Raw genomic sequence first — 14,678 nt, 5'->3', positions numbered from 1 at the left:
TATGTCCGCAAGTATCAACGAAGGAGAAAGCACTCGATAGACTTCACAGCGATTTACCTGCGAATTCTGCGTTCTTATTCATCAATAGTATAGCGGCAAAGACTTTACTAATTCGAATATTGAAAGTTTCCTTAAAATTGTGTTAAACTGTTGTTCTGGCGAGACGTCACCATGCGTCTGTCAAGTTCGGGAGTAATATATGACAGCCAAAATTGAACAATTGCGGAGTAAGCAGGAAGACAGCAAAACGAACGAATCCCCGGAAGCCAACTTTGAAATGACAGGACGTGTTAAATGGTTCAACACGGTCAAGGGTTTTGGTTTTCTAACGCCGAATAACGAACCGGGGGATATCTTTCTGCATCTTTCTTGTTTACGCGAAGCAGGTCATGAATATGTGGCGGAAGGTGTGAGCGTAACCTGTGTTGTTGTGCGTCGGTCCAAGGGCCTGCAGGCAATCAAGGTTCTTGATATTGACACATCGACGGCTGTTCCTTTTGAGCCACGGGTGCCTGAAAAGAACAATGTGACCAATCACCCCGCCGTGCAGCCTGAGGGGGATTTCGTCGAAGTGGAAGTCAAGTGGTTTGATCCGGTCAAGGGATACGGTTTCTTGACGCGCGGTGATGATACCCAGGACATTTTTGTGCATATGGAAACTTTGCGCCGTGAAGGGGCTTTGCCGGTACAAGCGGGACAGAAGATGAGTGTCCGGATCGGTGATAGCTCCAAGGGACCACAAGTCGCGGAGATTGAACGTCCGGAATAACCATTCCGGACGATACTTTTCTTTCTCGGTGTTCCCCCTAGTTGAGGACGGCAGCGTAGCTGTTTGCGTCTTTTGCTTCGTCGATCAGTCCTTGCGCCTTCATGAAGGCGGCAAATCTGTCGTATCTGCCGACATCAAGAGCCGCCGGGCGCAATGCAAAGCGCGGTAGCGTGTCGGCCCATGCACGGCGGTTTAGTTCATCATCCAATTCCTTGTGGTTCTTGATAAACAGCTCCCAGCTGTCATCCGGATGATTGACGAGGTATTGTACAGCCTCTTCCAGCGCATCAACAAAGGGCTTGAAACGCGGATCATCAAGCTTGTCTGCATTTGCAATCACGATTAGCTCGTCATAGGACGGAACACCTTCTTCCTCAGGGTAGAACGCGCGGCCAGGATGACCCTCGATATCCATCTGGTTAAGCTCAAAATTCCGGAAGGCACCGATCACTGCGTCGACCTGACCAGAGAGAATACTGGGCGAAAGCGAGAAATTGACGTTGATCAATGTTACATCATCTGCAGTCAGATTGTGGGGCGCTAGCATGGTGGTTAGCAATGCTGTTTCAAATCCGCCGACTGAATAGCCAATTTTCTTGCCTTTCAGATCCGCGAGCGTTTTGATTGGCCCATCTTTCAGCACGACAAGGCTGTTGAGCGGAGTGGCGACGATCGTTGCGATCCGTTTTATTGGCAACCCATTCGTCACCTGCATATGAAGCTGAGGCTGATAGGAAATGGCGAGATCTGCCTTTCCGGCGGCAACCAGTTTCGGCGGCGCGCTCGGGTCGGCGGGTGCTATCAGTTCCACATTCAGCCCATGCTTTTTAAAAAAGCCCTTTTCCTCGGCAATGATCAGAGTGGCGTGATCCGGGTTCACAAACCAGTCCAGCAGGACCGTCAGCTTTTCTGCGGCCTGTGCCGTCGTTCCCTGTATCATCAGGGCGCAAAGGAGGGGCAATAAAATCCGTTTTTTCATCTATATCTCCATTATTGGATTTTTGTATCGTTTGGGGTTGATAACCAAGGCAACGCACGAAGCAGCAGGGCATCGATCAGGTAGTATAGAAGGAGCGCCATGGTGGTCAGGACCAGCAGGCTCGCGAACATGATATCTGTTTGAACCCGGGCATTGGCGTGCAGCATCAAATAGCCAAGCCCGGATGAGGCGCCGACCCATTCTCCGACAACTGCGCCAATCGGCGCGATCGCTGCGGCAACCCGAATGCCAGAGGCAAGGGAGGGGAGCGCGAAAGGTATTTTGATGTGAATGTACAGATTGATGAGCTTGCGAAGGCGTCCGCTCTTGCTGGATTGCTGCAACAGACCAGCGAGATTGAGCCACGCCGGATCTGTCCGGTTTAAGCCATCGAGAAAACCGACTGTGACAGGAAAATAGATGATTAATAGGCTCATCACAATCTTTGGTGCCATACCATAGCCGAGCCAGAGTACCAAGAGTGGCGCTATAGCAAAGACAGGAATGGCCTGACTGGCGATCAGTAGGGGAAAGACCCATTGCTTGACTGGTCGATAGGCGGAAATCAGTAGGGCGGAAATAGTTCCGAACAGCACCCCGAGAACCAGTCCGAGAACGATCTCTATCGCTGTGGTCAAAGCATTCTCGCCAATGAGGCCGGCATTTGTCACAAGTGCCTTACCGACCACCAGCGGGGATGGGAGCATAAATCTCGGTAGTTCCAGCAAGCTGGTGAGTAACCCCCAAAACAGGATGAGCCCGGTAATCGTAATCAGGGCACGCAGCGTCTTCATAGCGTTTCCTCAGCCTCGCCAGCGAGGCGCGTCATGATAGCGGAATAATGCTGGGTGAAGGCGCCATCCGACGGATCGCGCAGAATGGCTTTCTCTGGTTTTATAGCGGCCGACAGGCGAGGGGGGTGGCCGGCCAGAACATAGATAATATCCCCAAGACGTAACGCTTCCATCGGGTCATGCGTGATTAACAGCACCGTCTTATCGGCGAGTAATTGCGCAGCCATATCCTGCAGGCGGAATTTTGTGATGGCGTCGAGTGCGGAAAATGGCTCATCCATCAAAAGCACCGGACTCCCTTCCATCAATGTCCGGGCAAGCGCGACGCGCTGACGCATCCCGCCGGAGAGGGTGCTGGGGCGGTTGTACCGCCATTTTTCCAGGCCGACCTGTTGGATGAGAGTTTCGGCGCGCATCCTGTCCGGTCTTTCACCGCGTAACCGGCCGCCGATCAGAAGATTGTCAATAACGGTCGCCCAAGGTAGCAACAGGTCTTTCTGATCCATATAAGAAAGGCGCCCCGTCAGGCTTTCGCCATCACTTGCGGTAATGCGGCTATGCCCGGGAAGGGGAATGAAACCTGCCAGAATTTTGAGAATACTGCTTTTGCCAACACCACTCGGTCCCAGCAAACAGGTGATTTTTCCGGGATCGAGTTCAAGTTCGAGATCGCTCAGGATCGTATCACCATCAAAGGCCAGCTTGTCCAGAGAGAGATGTACGCCAATGCCGATATTGCCTTGATCGGGCACGGTATCGGGCATAGATTCCGTTAAACCGGAATAGGGTGGATCTTGAGATTCCATTGATAACTCGTTCCTACGCAGGTATTAGCCTGATCAGGTAATCGGGGTCGTCCCATTCAATGGAACCTCTCAGCCATAATGGCTCCCCCCGAGGAGGCATCACTATAGTGAATTCTCGTTTGTTGGCAAAGGATTATTCTAGATTTATGATAGATGCTGCGAAAAAGTATATTGTCTTGCTGTTTAGTCTGGCACTGATGTTTTCGACTCTCGCACCTATTCTCACGGCACGGGCGGAACGCCTTGTCGTGAAAACAGCACATGAAGAAATTGTGCTGGATGTAGAGGTCGCTGATGACGGCGCCGAACGTAGCAAGGGGCTGATGCATGTGACGTATCTGCCAACAAATACAGGGATGCTTTTTGATTTTGAAATGTCCCGCCCGATTACCATGTGGATGAAGAATACGGAAATCCCGCTCGACATGTTCTTTGTGGATGCGACCGGGAAAATTCTTTACATTAAGCATGAGGCTGAACCTCATTCGCTTGAGATCATCGCGCATGACAAACCCGCTCGGGCGGTGTTGGAAGTAAACGGTGGGTTCGCGCGAAAGAAGTCTATTATGGTGGGGGATATGCTTTCCCATCCCCTTTTTGAAAAAGAGTAACTGCCGGAATAACAATGAATAAACAAGCTACCGGAACCCTTCCTGTTCCCGAAGGATTTGAAATCGTCCAAGGAAAAGGCCCTTTTACAGATGCGAATGGTCCGTTTTTTGGAAAAATTGTCAGCAAGGATAAAGTGATACGGGCTTTCCGTGTAGAGGAGAAGCATCTGAACAGCATCAAGATTATCCATGGGGGCATGTTGATGACGTTCGCCGATTCTGCGCTGGCGGCTGCGGTCAGGCATGTAAGTGGCCGATCCAGCGTTACCATCAAGATGAATTCCGAATTTCTCTCGCCGGCACGCGAAGGGGATTGGGTGGAATCCGATGTAGAAGTGATCCGGAGCACGCGCACCGTCGCCTTTGTGCGCGGAGATTTGAAAGTCGGCAACAAGGTAATTTTTAAGGCAGACGCGATATTTCACTATGTCCGTGCAGGCCGATAAAGATTTATTGGCTTTTGCTGTGAATTCCGGCTTGCAGGTCGGGCTCTGATAGTATAGATCATCACATTCACCGAACGGGGCGTAGCACAGCCTGGTAGTGCGCTCGCTTTGGGAGCGAGAGGTCGCAAGTTCGAATCTTGCCGCCCCGACCAAAAAGAAAGCCTTGCAATTCAATGGATTGCAGGGCTTTTTTTATTAAATATTTTAATATTAAATCTGACAGTTTATTGAAATTTTCCTTCTCTTTGCGCTTTAGATTGCTGTCTGCTGAATTTTCACTAAAATGTGATTATATATTGTGGTCAGGAGGAGGCGCCAAGTTGATGAAGAAATTAAACGAAAATGGGAATTTCAGGTTCGGGATGCGATGGATGGTTCTGTTGCTCGGGCTTGTGATGCTGCCCGTTTTGGCCAATGCGGAAACATTTAAGGATCTCAAGCCTGTTTCGCCTCAGCCGGACCCCGCAAATCTGAAGCCCGGTCTTGCGGTCACCTATTATGGGGTCAAGGTCAACAGTATTGGCGAGCTTGAAGAGAATATGGGTTATATGGATGGTAAGCCGGGAACTCCTCTTCCTATGCTGAATTATCAGGTGGGACAGGGTAATGTGCTCACATCCAACAGCAACGATATGGTCGGCGCGATCATCAAGGGGTTTATCAAGATGGAGAAACCCGGCCGCTATGTTTTTATGGTGCATTCCAACGATGGAGTCTGGATTGCCATCGGCGACAAGCTGATTTATGAAGACCCGGATGTGCATGCCGATCGCTTCTCAGATGAAATAATTGTTGAGATTTCTGAACCGGGCTGGTATCCGATCCACATCAAATATTTCGAAAAGAAAAACACCGCGACATTGGAGTTGTACTGGGAAGCTCCCGGCTATGGCGAAATGGATTTCGTTCCGGCCGAAGTATTCAGTCATATTGGAGAGTAGGCGCGCAATGGTAGCGAAGGCGAGAATATATCAACCGGCGAAAAACGCCATGCAGTCCGGCCGTAAGGGCACGAAGCATTGGCGCCTTGAATATGCGCCGGCCGAGGCTAGATATGTTGAGCCACTTATGGGCTGGACAGGGTCGCGCGATATGAATGCGGAAGTGACGATCGACTTTGACGACAAGGAAAGTGCAATCGCTTTTTGTAAAAGCAATAATATCGACTTTACGGTTTTTGAGCCCAAAAAACGACAGCTCCATTTGAAGGCGTATGCCGATAACTTCTCCTATACACGGGTTCGTGGATAAGCGCGGTTACCGAGACGAGATAACGGCCCCGTAGCTCAGCTGGATAGAGCAATTGACTTCTAATCAATAGGTCGCACGTTCGAGTCGTGCCGGGGTCACCAATATTTTCAATGGCTTACCGTTCATTCGGTGAGCCATTTATTTTGTCAGGTAAGCGCCAGGTAAGCCTGAAACGCATCATTTTTGTTGTTTTCTCTTTACCTGAAACCAATGATTGTACAATCTATCTTCTTAAACGCGGGGGATAGATATGGGTCATATCCGGCTTGGAACTTTACCGCAATCGAAGAAATGGCGTGAAGTTGTTGATCTGCTCGAGGCGGATGCTTCTTTGGACGAAGTTGCTGCCGCTGCTGCAAGGGCATCGGAGCTTGATCTGGGGCGTGCCTCTGATGATCCAGCCTTCCAACATGTCACCAGCCTGCTGGTTCAATTGCCCTTTTGGGCGCGTTCGCCCGGGTTTGATCAGGTATTAGCGGGGCTGAACTTTGATCCTAACGCGCTTTCGTCTGTCTCCTCACTCCTTGCTAATCTCAGCGGTTCAATTGACCAAAGCTTCTTTGAACTTGGTGGTTCGTCAGACGCCGGAGAGCTTGCCCGCTCGGCATTTCTCGAAACATTGTCCGTCGAGCTCCGTCATCGGCTGCCATCGCTATTCGAGCCGACACCACAAGAGATCCGAAAGGCGTTGGCGTCTTTTTCCAGCGGAGCAAACTTCGCCCCTCTCGCGCGCGCCTTTTTCGCCAAACTAACGTACAAATCCCTTGATTATTATTTAAGCCGTGAACTGGCCAATCACACTGGGGCAAACAAGCGTTTCTCGGATGATGCCCAACGCCGTGAATTTGAGAGTGCTCTGGCGCAACATACGGTTGAAGCGTCGCGGATTGTAGAGGAGTTTGCGGGCGGATGGTACGGCAAAACGATCTGGAAAGAGCAAAATCTGGATCAAGAAGCGATCAATAAATTTACGCGATATGCTTTCAAGAAGATGAGGTCGGAACTTGTCCGCCGCCGCGAAATCGCGTGAGCATCACGTCAGTTGCCTTGAGCCTATCGCCGATGTAAGCGGTGATGAGCAGCTGCAGTTTGAGATTGACGGGCAACTAAAGGGCGTTTCCCTAAAAATTACCAGCCTGACGAAAAGCCTTGTTTCTGCGCTTCCAACCCATGTCATTGATCTGATAGAAATAGCGTCTTTCGTATATGCCATAGATGCGAGCATCAGCCGGGGCGGCCTGCGAGATCAGGCCATGGGCGCAAAATGGCACCGACGCTTCCTTGTAACAATGCCGGTGCGGGCCTTAAGTCTTTGGAACCGGACTGAGATCAAGCAGGAACTGGAGGAAACCGTGATGTTCCTGTCGGGAGACAGGTTCGAATTCATTTTTACCCAATTGAAAGATAAGCCTCTAAACCGGGAACGTTATTTTGATTTCGGCGATGAGGGTTCGTGGGTACCTGATACAGTCATGTTATTTTCCGGTGGACTGGATTCCTTTGCCGGAGCCCTGGAAGAGATTGTTGAACGCGAAAACAAGGTGGCCCTGATTAGCCATTTCTCCTCAACCAAGATTAAACCGATTCAGGATTCACTCCAGAAAGCAATGGCGCAAAAGCTTGGATCGCAAAAGCTGAAGCATTTCCAGACGAAAGTTCAGCTAAAGGCAGGCACAAATAAGGAAGGCACTCACCGAACAAGGTCGTTCCTGTTTGCATCACTTGCGGCGGCAATTGCAGCGGCTTTTGATCAAGACAGAATTTCCTTTTATGAAAACGGCATCGTCAGCCTCAACCTTCCGCCTGTCGGTAATGTGCTGGGAACGCGGGCCACCCGCACAACCCATCCTCAAACACTCACCCGGTTCAGCTCTCTGTTCAGTCGTATCTTTGGAACTCCGCTGCGGGTGGATAACCCTTTTTTCTGGCGTACAAAAAAAGAAGTTGTTGAGAAAATATTCCACCTCGGAATGGCGGATCAGATTGCCCATACAAGAAGCTGTGCCGATGTCCACAACCAGACAAGGCAACATGTACATTGTGGCCGCTGTTCCCAATGCATAGATCGCCGGTTTGCCATTATGGCTGCTGGATTACAAAAACATGATCCAGAAGAAGCATATCGGGTAGACCTGATGACGGGCACCAGAACGTCGGTTCAGGATAAGGAGGTAGCACTGTCGTATGTTCGCAATGCTCTTGGATATGACGTGATGTCACCACATCAATTGGAGCGCCACTTTCCAGAAGTTTTATCTGCGATAAAGTACTTGGATGAAAGCCCGGATGTGGCCTTAATGCGCCTCTCTGATCTTCTCAAACGTCATGGGGCGGGTGTCATTAAAATAATGAAGGATATTAAGTCGACCAGTCATCCTGATGATTTTCCATCTGATAGCCTCCCGTCTATGTTCGGTGAACTACAGCAGGAACAGGTAACAATTTTATTCGGAATAGCTTCTAGTGAAAATGTAAAGATCATGCCATTAGAGCCGCTCCAGCTTGTCTTCGATGGCAAACGCAAAACACTTACTATCAATGAAATGGTGGAGCTGCGGGGAGCAGCATACCAGTTGTTGTCGGTGTTGGCGGAGAAACATCTGGAAGCTGCAGGTCAGGGCCTTAACCTGCTTGATTATCCGGCGATACCAGCGCTCAGCCTCCGTAAAAAGCTTGGTCTTTCTAGTGAAGAAGCGGTTCGACAAAATGTGAAACGCGCCCGTAACCGGCTTGCGAAAAAGTTTCTCTCTGCGGGTCTAAATTCAGAGCATGGTAAAATACTGGTCGAGAATTTACCGTGGCATGGATATCGCCTGAACCCTGAACAGACGAGGGTCTTCATGAGGAGCAAAGTTTAGGTCTATATTGGCATCTATCCATTCTTGTCGTCATCATCAAGCGGTCCACGTTCACGATATTTTTTAAACAACTCGACCTGGCGCCCCTGAGCGACAGAACCATATGAATGTATGGTCGTAAGCGGGTCATCATGCCCCATGTTTTGCGACCAGGCGGTATAATCCTCAGGTGTCCGGCAATGATCCTTTGCGAGTTCTGCAATTGTGTTGCGTATCCTGTGAGGCGAGAAGGGGGGTAGTCCTGCATCCGTAAATGCCTGCTTGAATATCTGGGCTGCAGATGACGGGTTGGCCCAAGGCTCTCGGGTAATACCCATTGCCTCAAATCGTCGGGTTTTTCCAATCCCGATTTTTGTCTTTGGGAATAAAGGATCACTTGCCGAATAAAGATGCACAGACTTCAACTCGCTAATCCAGTCGCAGACAATCTGTTCCGCTGGTTCGCCTACAGGAAAAAAGCCTGTGACAAAGGTCTTGCCAAACTTGGTGTTCGCTGTCCGGCCATCGAACTGAACGCAGGCATTAAGAAGATCGACATGACCTATTCGAAGAGAGATGGCTGCGCCCTCACGCGAGGCTGTAAGAAAAAGAAAGGCGATTAAGGCGCGGTCACGTCGCTGTATGACAGTATCAACAGGCATGGACTGCAGTAAATAGTGAACCTGCTCACATGAAGGGTGCGGCTTCCACAGGGAACCTCGCCGGGCGGTCTCTGACTTGCGGTCCGGTGTGAGATAGGCCGCATCAGAATGGGTTACCCTTGACTTATAGCCCGCCTGATCCGCCAGCCAGGAATAGAAACTTTTGAGTTCCCGGAGAATTCCGTTTATCGAACTCTGGGAGAGATCGGCGCCAGTACGCTCATTCTTCCGGGAGGATAGAAAGCGCTTGAATGCCCGAGCCCGTTCTGAGTGGAAAGCGCGAAAATCCTTCTTTTCAAGAAACTGTTCGTAGACTGAAATGGCAGCAGCAGCCTTATCGATGGATGCTTCAGAGAGGCCTTTGGCATCTTTCAGCCAGAGAAGGTATTTACGCTTGATCCGGAGGTTATTTGATATGTGTTTTGACATTGGCTTTACTCTCAATTTCCAAGGTTACATTTAAGGGGGTATCTGTTGAGGACACTATCCGAGGTTAGTGGGCCGGAGGTGTTCTGGCAGAGCTGGGTTGACTCATACTCCTCGATCCGGTCTTCAGGGTAGAGCACCCTTGCCCCGATCTTCAGGAAAACGGGCCCTTTTCCAAGCCAGCGCCATTGTTCCAGTGTTCGTGGTGACATATGCCAGCGATCCGCCAGCTGGTCTTGTGTCAAATTAGTCATTCTGAACCTCATCTCTACTTCTAACCTCGAAAGAGTTCGGGTTAGTTCATGAGCAGAATATAAAATTCGACGAGAGGAAAATCTGTGGACAGAGCCGTGAAAGACGTGACCAAAGTGGCATCTAAGCTATTGAAATAATAGAGCCTCGGTTGGAAAGACGTGACCTGTCCTGCCCCCTTATAGCTGATCCAAAGTTTTGTATGTTTCCATGAAGCTTGGGAGGATGTTTCGCTGGTTCGTCTACATGGAAAAAGCCCGTCACGAAAGACTTGCTAAATTTAGTATCGCGATAGCCAATAAAGTCGATATGGTAGGGCTGGAAATGTCGCTAACTGCTATTTCGAGACAAAAATGATCGCTCAGTAGCCAAAATCAAATGGTGACAGTGTGCCAAAAAGAGACATCGGCTGAATTTGATGTGAACAACAACTCCGAGCCCCTTCAAGACCTTCGGTATGTATACCCGCAATGGCAATTTTGGCCCTGAGCTGCCGTTGGAGCAATGAGTAACGAATGGCGGCTTTGCTGACGTCTGCTCAAAGAAACTCTGGCTCGGGCCCCTTCTCGTAAGTACGCCCTTTCTCCAAAGTAGCTTTTCTTTCAGAGACCTTCTTGTAGAAATCGACTAGGGCCTGCAGGTCCGCTTCAATATCTTCCTTTGCCGGCAAGTCTAGCGGTAAATCTGCCGCCTTATCGTGGCCGGAATAATGCGAGCATCGCTTCATTCCTTCAAAGATCGCCGGGTAGTCATCTGCTGGAACGTAACAGGCATGTTTGAGGCTTTGCGTCATTACTTCCGGGCGAAACCGCTGAATCGTGCCGTTAAACAAGATTTCTTCGACGATCCTCTCCCAAGTCTCGCGCATTAGCGTATAGATAGCCGTGAGCGGATCACGACATGCCGGTACCGCTGGATCATATCCGTCTTTAAACAACTTGGCTTTTGCTTCATTGAGTTCACCTATACGCGTCTTTGCTTTCTTGGTGTGGTTTGGCCTTCCTGAGTCATCAATGATTCCGAATTTAGTTCCATCCTGGCTTGACATCCATTCAGTGTGGCTGGGAATATCAGCACGACGCGCCTCATTTTCTATCATGTAATGAAACATGATATTGTGCGTAAAGATAACGACTTGGCGGCCAGCCTTTGCCTCCGCCACAAGCCGCTTTGCCACAGCTTCCATGCGGAAATGGTCAAGTGAAGAGACTGGATCATCGACAATGATGCCATGTTCCGCTCCGACCTCGATAAGTTCGGCAAGAAAACAAGACAGTGCGAGTGCCCTTTGTTCGCCCTCGCTCAACACATCACTGTTGTTCGCCACGCGCTGACTGGCAGTAAGACCAACTTCGATCACACTATCTGGGCCAACACTCCGGTCCGAAAGGTCGATGGGAATGTGCGAGAGTTTGAGTGTCTCAAGCTCTTTCGTGAGCTGCGTTTTCAAACTGTCGGTTAAGAGTGCGCGGCGGCGGGTTGTTAGCTGTCGCGCGATGGGACCAGAGGCACATTTTTTGCGCGCCTCCTTGATCTTGAGACGTTCCACAAGCTGCTTGAGCCGAGTGATCACAATTTCAATATCTTGGCTCAGCTTTTTAGTATCTTCGAGCTCCGTCATTTGGGATGCGAGTTCTTTAAGACGTTCTTCATCAGTACCTGTGTTCTCCAGAGCGTCAATCTGCTCTCCAAGCTTAGCGAGCGCTATATAAATCTCATGGATGAGATCGTTCTGAATGACTTCCATAGCATCCACATCGTCGAAAGCACCCGCTTCGACCATCGCCTTTACCGCCTCAAGACGCGAAGCGAGTACAACGTAGGCTTGGGCAATTTTGTCGGCATGGACCCGACGGTCATCACTTATCCCGCCATAGACATCAAGGAGCACTTTGGCTTGATCCGGCGTGTTAAGGCGAAGGGTATTTACCGAAGCGACAAGCGCCTCGTAACTATCCACCGCCGCTTGGCTGTCCCTGGAAGCGCGACCTGAAATATACTCATCGAATTTTGTTAGCCGCGCCGACGCTTTATCCTCCAAGGACTGCTGGCAAAGAACACACGTTTCGCCGTTGACGAGCTTCGGGTCATCGTGCTCTGAAAAGACTTCACCAGCAAATTCACGAGCGTAAAGAAGCATCTTCTGCCAGGATTCCGAGCCGATTTCGGAAATTGGCATTCCCTTTCCCAAGCCTTGTGCCGCGGCTTTGGCTGCCGCGGCCTTTGTCGTCATATCGGTATGCGCATCTCTGATCTTGGCAATGGCATCGTCGGCAAGGAGCGCGAGGTGGCCTGAGAGTTCGGTCTTGACGTTTTCAAGTTCCTGCATCGCTGATTTGTGAGTCCGCAATCGCGCCTTGGGATCGGCACGAATTTCTTCGCTCAGACTTTGAAGCGTAGCTTCCTTTTCATCATTCCATTCGGCAAGTGCGCGCAGCTCCGCTTCTTCGGGAAGATCAGCCTTAACGGTTTCAGGTACAAGCTTTGCAATAGTTTGGGAAACAGCAGTGCCTTCCGAATAGCCGCCGGGAAGAGGTGTTCGGATCGCGGCATCTATCGCATTTTCCCGTGCCTCAAAGTCACCGTCCAGGGACCTAGCTGCCAAAGCCAGTTTGTTTAGAAGGTCAAGTTCGTAGGGAAGGAACTCGACCTTGCGATTTCTATCAACATAGACGCGGGCGGTCGCTGTGTCGAAGACTGATATTCGTGCCAATTCCGGCGGAGAGGAATCGCCATGACGCCAAGTCGCCTCTTGTCGCTCGGGTTTTCCTCCTTCGATGCCGAATGCAAAATCAACCTCCGGCGGATCAGCGGGAGCATCGTAGACATTGCCTTTGAGCTCCTGAGGACTCTGAGACCGGCAAAGCTGTTTTGCTATTCGGCAGTAACCGCTCTTGCCAGATGCGTTTGCGCCGTAGACGAGCGTGATACCTTTCTTCGCGAATTTGATCGAAGGCTGGTCGCTCGCTAGCCGATCAACCCGGCGCACAGGTCCAATCGCGCCGAGAATCGTACGAGGGGCACCTGTCGCCGGATCGGATAAGTGTTCGGCGGCCAAAGCAGTGATAGGCGGGAGTTCTTCATTGATGAGACCAACTTCCTTCTCAATGACCTTTCGTAGTGTCGAAAGATCGTCGTTTGTCAATTCTGCGGTTTTTGCTAAACGCCGAAGCGCGTCCTTTTGCCAGACCGGCCGTATATCTTGACCTGACCAGATAACAAGCTCTTCAAATGCCATCAATACACCTTGCGAAAGAAATACTCGCTGAGATAGTAGCATAACAGAAATGCGACATCTACCGGACGCTGCAAGCTTTCTTCCCTGCACCCACTTAACGCTCTGGGGGCTCAGTTGCGGCACTAAAATTGTAGCTACGAAAAACCACGATGAAGGTACATTCTCCAATCCAGCCATCGAAGCATCCTGCAGCAAAAGTCTGCTCCCCCGCCCAAAGCTGTCATTCACTGTGCAAAACCTGAGTTTCCAAAAGCAGACCTTCGGTTGACTCAGGACTAGCAAATTATCGAAGTCAGCAATGCGGATTAAATCTGGCCTCCATTTTGCTGGGCAGAGTGTCTGCTTACATTGTTGATCACATAAGGATATTGCCAAGGAGGGCGCGACCAGACAAAAATCGCGATCTCCGTCATTTGGAACGATACCCCTAAACAGTGATGACCACTTTCCCGCGCAGGCCGTTGGCCGATCCAGCCTCAAGATACGCATGGGCTTCACCGATACGCGCGAGCGGGAAGGTCGCGCCAACAACAGGCCGTACCAGTCCTCGCTCCACAAGACGGGTCAGTGCATCGAGTTTCCCCCGGTTCTGACGTGTAAAGACGAAGTGATAGGACGCATTGCGGCCCCAGGCTTCGATGAGGTTCTGGGGTTGGGCGATATCTACCAACGTCACTACTCGACCCATCTGCGCAAGAGCTAATGGGCTCCTGGTAAGTGCATCGCCCCCAATTGTATCGAAGACCACGTCGACTCCTGCGCCGCCCGTGAGGTCGTTGACCACTTCGACATAGTCCTCCGTTTGGTAATCAATGGCAAAATCTGCACCAAGCTCCTTTACGAAATCGTGATTTTTTCGGCTTGCCGTAGTGAAGACTTGAGCCCCCATTGCTTAGGCAACCTGGATCGCGATGGTGCCAACTCCACCGGCGCCTCCATGGATCAGGATCGTCTCTCCTGCTCTTAGCTGCGCACGTGTTTCGAATGCTTCCCATACAGTCCCGCCAACCAGGGTAAGGCTTGCTGCCTCCTCATGGCTAAGGTTCTTCGGCTTTCGCGCGATCAAATCGACGTTAGCGACGTGCTGCTCGGCGTAGGAACCTTGCGCACCGAAGATAAGAGGTGTGTAGTAGACTTCGTCGCCCACTGCGAACTCGCTCACATCGGCGCCGGTTTCTTCGATGACGCCAGAGATATCATGGCCCGTGATCGCCGGGAGCGGAACATATTCGGCATAGTCTCCGCGCCTGATCTGGTAGTCCAGCGGATTGACCGCTGTCGCTTGAACCCGGACGCGCACTTCCCGCGGTCCAACCGAAGGTACGGGGACGTTTCTCATCTCGAACGCGTCGCTCCCCCCGAACTTGGTAAGAACGGCGGCTTTCATAGTATGTTCCATTTTCTTTCCTTCCATTTATCGCGATAACGATCGGCAAGCAGTGGAATTAGGTCGCGGAACATGTGCTCCATGAGGAGAAGCCGTGAAGCAGAAAGAGGACAGGTGCGTTCGTTGCACCGACCTTGCTGTAGAATACCGTTACGTTCCCGACCTGTTGAGTTCTATAGTTCAATTTTGGCGACATTTCATCTCGATCTTTTCCAGTAAG

13 protein-coding genes, 2 tRNA genes, 2 pseudogenes and 1 riboswitch are annotated in these 14,678 nt (G+C 50.7%); of the genes and pseudogenes, 9 read left to right on the top strand and 8 right to left on the bottom strand.

Going from position 1 to position 14,678, the window contains the following annotated elements:
* Nucleotides 1-199: 199 nt before the first annotated feature.
* A complete protein-coding gene (locus LKE13_RS15555; protein WP_227952303.1) occupies nt 200-769 on the top strand; it encodes a cold-shock protein in 570 nt (189 codons plus the stop codon).
* A gap of 37 nt (nt 770-806) precedes the next feature.
* Here the strand turns inward: LKE13_RS15555 and LKE13_RS15550 are convergent, their stop codons facing one another.
* The 3 genes from LKE13_RS15550 to LKE13_RS15540 form a co-directional block, all read right to left on the bottom strand.
* The gene (locus tag LKE13_RS15550) at nt 807-1,748 is read right to left on the bottom strand and encodes an ABC transporter substrate-binding protein (protein ID WP_227952302.1); all 942 of its coding nucleotides are present in this window, start codon (nt 1,746-1,748) and stop codon (nt 807-809) included.
* An 11-nt stretch (nt 1,749-1,759) separates the two neighbouring features.
* Nucleotides 1,760-2,542: an ABC transporter permease gene (locus LKE13_RS15545; RefSeq protein WP_227952301.1), complete on the bottom strand. Its 783-nt coding sequence runs from the start codon at nt 2,540-2,542 to the stop codon at nt 1,760-1,762.
* Nucleotides 2,539-3,348 carry an ABC transporter ATP-binding protein gene (locus LKE13_RS15540; protein ID WP_227952300.1) on the bottom strand — a complete coding sequence of 270 codons (810 nt, stop codon included), beginning with the start codon at nt 3,346-3,348 and terminating at the stop codon, nt 2,539-2,541. The genes LKE13_RS15545 and LKE13_RS15540 overlap by 4 nt, the downstream gene beginning before the upstream one ends.
* Nucleotides 3,342-3,447, bottom strand: a riboswitch (TPP riboswitch). It overlaps the preceding gene by 7 nt.
* 47 nt (nt 3,448-3,494) lie before the next feature.
* Here LKE13_RS15540 and LKE13_RS15535 point away from each other — a divergent pair.
* The 8 genes from LKE13_RS15535 (at nt 3,495) to LKE13_RS15500 (ending at nt 8,514) form a co-directional block, all read left to right on the top strand.
* The gene (locus LKE13_RS15535; protein ID WP_227952299.1) at nt 3,495-3,959 is read left to right on the top strand and encodes a DUF192 domain-containing protein; all 465 of its coding nucleotides are present in this window, start codon (nt 3,495-3,497) and stop codon (nt 3,957-3,959) included.
* Nucleotides 3,960-3,973: 14 nt separating this feature from the next.
* Complete coding sequence (locus tag LKE13_RS15530) at nt 3,974-4,405, top strand: PaaI family thioesterase (protein ID WP_227952298.1); 432 nt, start codon at nt 3,974-3,976, stop codon at nt 4,403-4,405.
* 75 nt (nt 4,406-4,480) lie between these two features.
* Nucleotides 4,481-4,557, top strand: a tRNA-Pro gene (locus tag LKE13_RS15525).
* A gap of 171 nt (nt 4,558-4,728) precedes the next feature.
* Nucleotides 4,729-5,346, top strand: coding sequence for a PA14 domain-containing protein (locus LKE13_RS15520; RefSeq protein WP_227952297.1), 618 nt, complete (start codon nt 4,729-4,731; stop codon nt 5,344-5,346).
* Between the two features lie 49 nt (nt 5,347-5,395).
* Nucleotides 5,396-5,656 (top strand): ETC complex I subunit, encoded by a 261-nt coding sequence (locus LKE13_RS15515; RefSeq protein WP_415776539.1) that lies wholly within the window; start codon nt 5,396-5,398, stop codon nt 5,654-5,656.
* A 24-nt stretch (nt 5,657-5,680) separates the two neighbouring features.
* Nucleotides 5,681-5,757: transfer RNA gene (locus LKE13_RS15510), tRNA-Arg, on the top strand.
* A 149-nt stretch (nt 5,758-5,906) separates the two neighbouring features.
* On the top strand, nt 5,907-6,686 hold the full coding sequence (locus LKE13_RS15505) for a hypothetical protein (RefSeq protein ID WP_227952295.1): 780 nt from the start codon (nt 5,907-5,909) through the stop codon (nt 6,684-6,686).
* The gene (locus LKE13_RS15500) at nt 6,661-8,514 is read left to right on the top strand and encodes a 7-cyano-7-deazaguanine synthase (protein WP_227952294.1); all 1,854 of its coding nucleotides are present in this window, start codon (nt 6,661-6,663) and stop codon (nt 8,512-8,514) included. Before LKE13_RS15505 ends, LKE13_RS15500 begins: the two co-directional genes overlap by 26 nt.
* Before the next feature lie 14 nt (nt 8,515-8,528).
* On the opposite strand, the gene LKE13_RS15495 is transcribed toward LKE13_RS15500, so the two are convergent.
* From LKE13_RS15495 to LKE13_RS18930, 5 genes and pseudogenes are all read right to left on the bottom strand, one after another.
* Nucleotides 8,529-9,584, bottom strand: coding sequence for a tyrosine-type recombinase/integrase (locus LKE13_RS15495; protein ID WP_227952293.1), 1,056 nt, complete (start codon nt 9,582-9,584; stop codon nt 8,529-8,531).
* Between the two features lie 11 nt (nt 9,585-9,595).
* Nucleotides 9,596-9,835, bottom strand: a complete 240-nt coding sequence (locus LKE13_RS15490; protein ID WP_227952292.1) for a helix-turn-helix domain-containing protein — start codon at nt 9,833-9,835, stop codon at nt 9,596-9,598.
* A 536-nt stretch (nt 9,836-10,371) separates the two neighbouring features.
* Nucleotides 10,372-13,071 (bottom strand): AAA family ATPase, encoded by a 2,700-nt coding sequence (locus LKE13_RS15485; RefSeq protein WP_227952291.1) that lies wholly within the window; start codon nt 13,069-13,071, stop codon nt 10,372-10,374.
* 427 nt (nt 13,072-13,498) lie between these two features.
* Nucleotides 13,499-14,470: pseudogene (locus tag LKE13_RS18935) on the bottom strand (zinc-dependent alcohol dehydrogenase family protein).
* A gap of 20 nt (nt 14,471-14,490) precedes the next feature.
* Nucleotides 14,491-14,654: pseudogene (locus LKE13_RS18930) on the bottom strand (alpha/beta fold hydrolase); the annotation flags it as partial.
* Between the last annotated feature and the right edge of the window lie 24 nt (nt 14,655-14,678).

The sequence above is a fragment of the Sneathiella sp. HT1-7 genome (assembly GCF_020731145.1).
Classification (GTDB): Bacteria; Pseudomonadota; Alphaproteobacteria; order Sneathiellales; family Sneathiellaceae; genus Sneathiella.
The sequence above is the reverse complement of the archived record's forward strand: the minus strand, read 5'-3'. Positions and strand labels throughout refer to the sequence as shown.

Excerpts from the sequence above, each read along its gene's own strand:
- LKE13_RS15555 (WP_227952303.1), top strand. The coding sequence starts at position 200 with ATGACAGCCAAAATTGAACAATTGCGGAGTAAGCAGGAAGACAGCAAA.
- LKE13_RS15550 (WP_227952302.1), bottom strand. The coding sequence starts at position 1,748 with ATGAAAAAACGGATTTTATTGCCCCTCCTTTGCGCCCTGATGATACAG.
- LKE13_RS15545 (WP_227952301.1), bottom strand. The coding sequence starts at position 2,542 with ATGAAGACGCTGCGTGCCCTGATTACGATTACCGGGCTCATCCTGTTT.
- LKE13_RS15540 (WP_227952300.1), bottom strand. The coding sequence starts at position 3,348 with ATGGAATCTCAAGATCCACCCTATTCCGGTTTAACGGAATCTATGCCC.
- LKE13_RS15535 (WP_227952299.1), top strand. The coding sequence starts at position 3,495 with ATGATAGATGCTGCGAAAAAGTATATTGTCTTGCTGTTTAGTCTGGCA.
- LKE13_RS15530 (WP_227952298.1), top strand. The coding sequence starts at position 3,974 with ATGAATAAACAAGCTACCGGAACCCTTCCTGTTCCCGAAGGATTTGAA.
- LKE13_RS15520 (WP_227952297.1), top strand. The coding sequence starts at position 4,729 with ATGAAGAAATTAAACGAAAATGGGAATTTCAGGTTCGGGATGCGATGG.
- LKE13_RS15515 (WP_415776539.1), top strand. The coding sequence starts at position 5,396 with ATGCAGTCCGGCCGTAAGGGCACGAAGCATTGGCGCCTTGAATATGCG.
- LKE13_RS15505 (WP_227952295.1), top strand. The coding sequence starts at position 5,907 with ATGGGTCATATCCGGCTTGGAACTTTACCGCAATCGAAGAAATGGCGT.
- LKE13_RS15495 (WP_227952293.1), bottom strand. The coding sequence starts at position 9,584 with ATGTCAAAACACATATCAAATAACCTCCGGATCAAGCGTAAATACCTT.
- LKE13_RS15490 (WP_227952292.1), bottom strand. The coding sequence starts at position 9,835 with ATGACTAATTTGACACAAGACCAGCTGGCGGATCGCTGGCATATGTCA.
- LKE13_RS15485 (WP_227952291.1), bottom strand. The coding sequence starts at position 13,071 with ATGGCATTTGAAGAGCTTGTTATCTGGTCAGGTCAAGATATACGGCCG.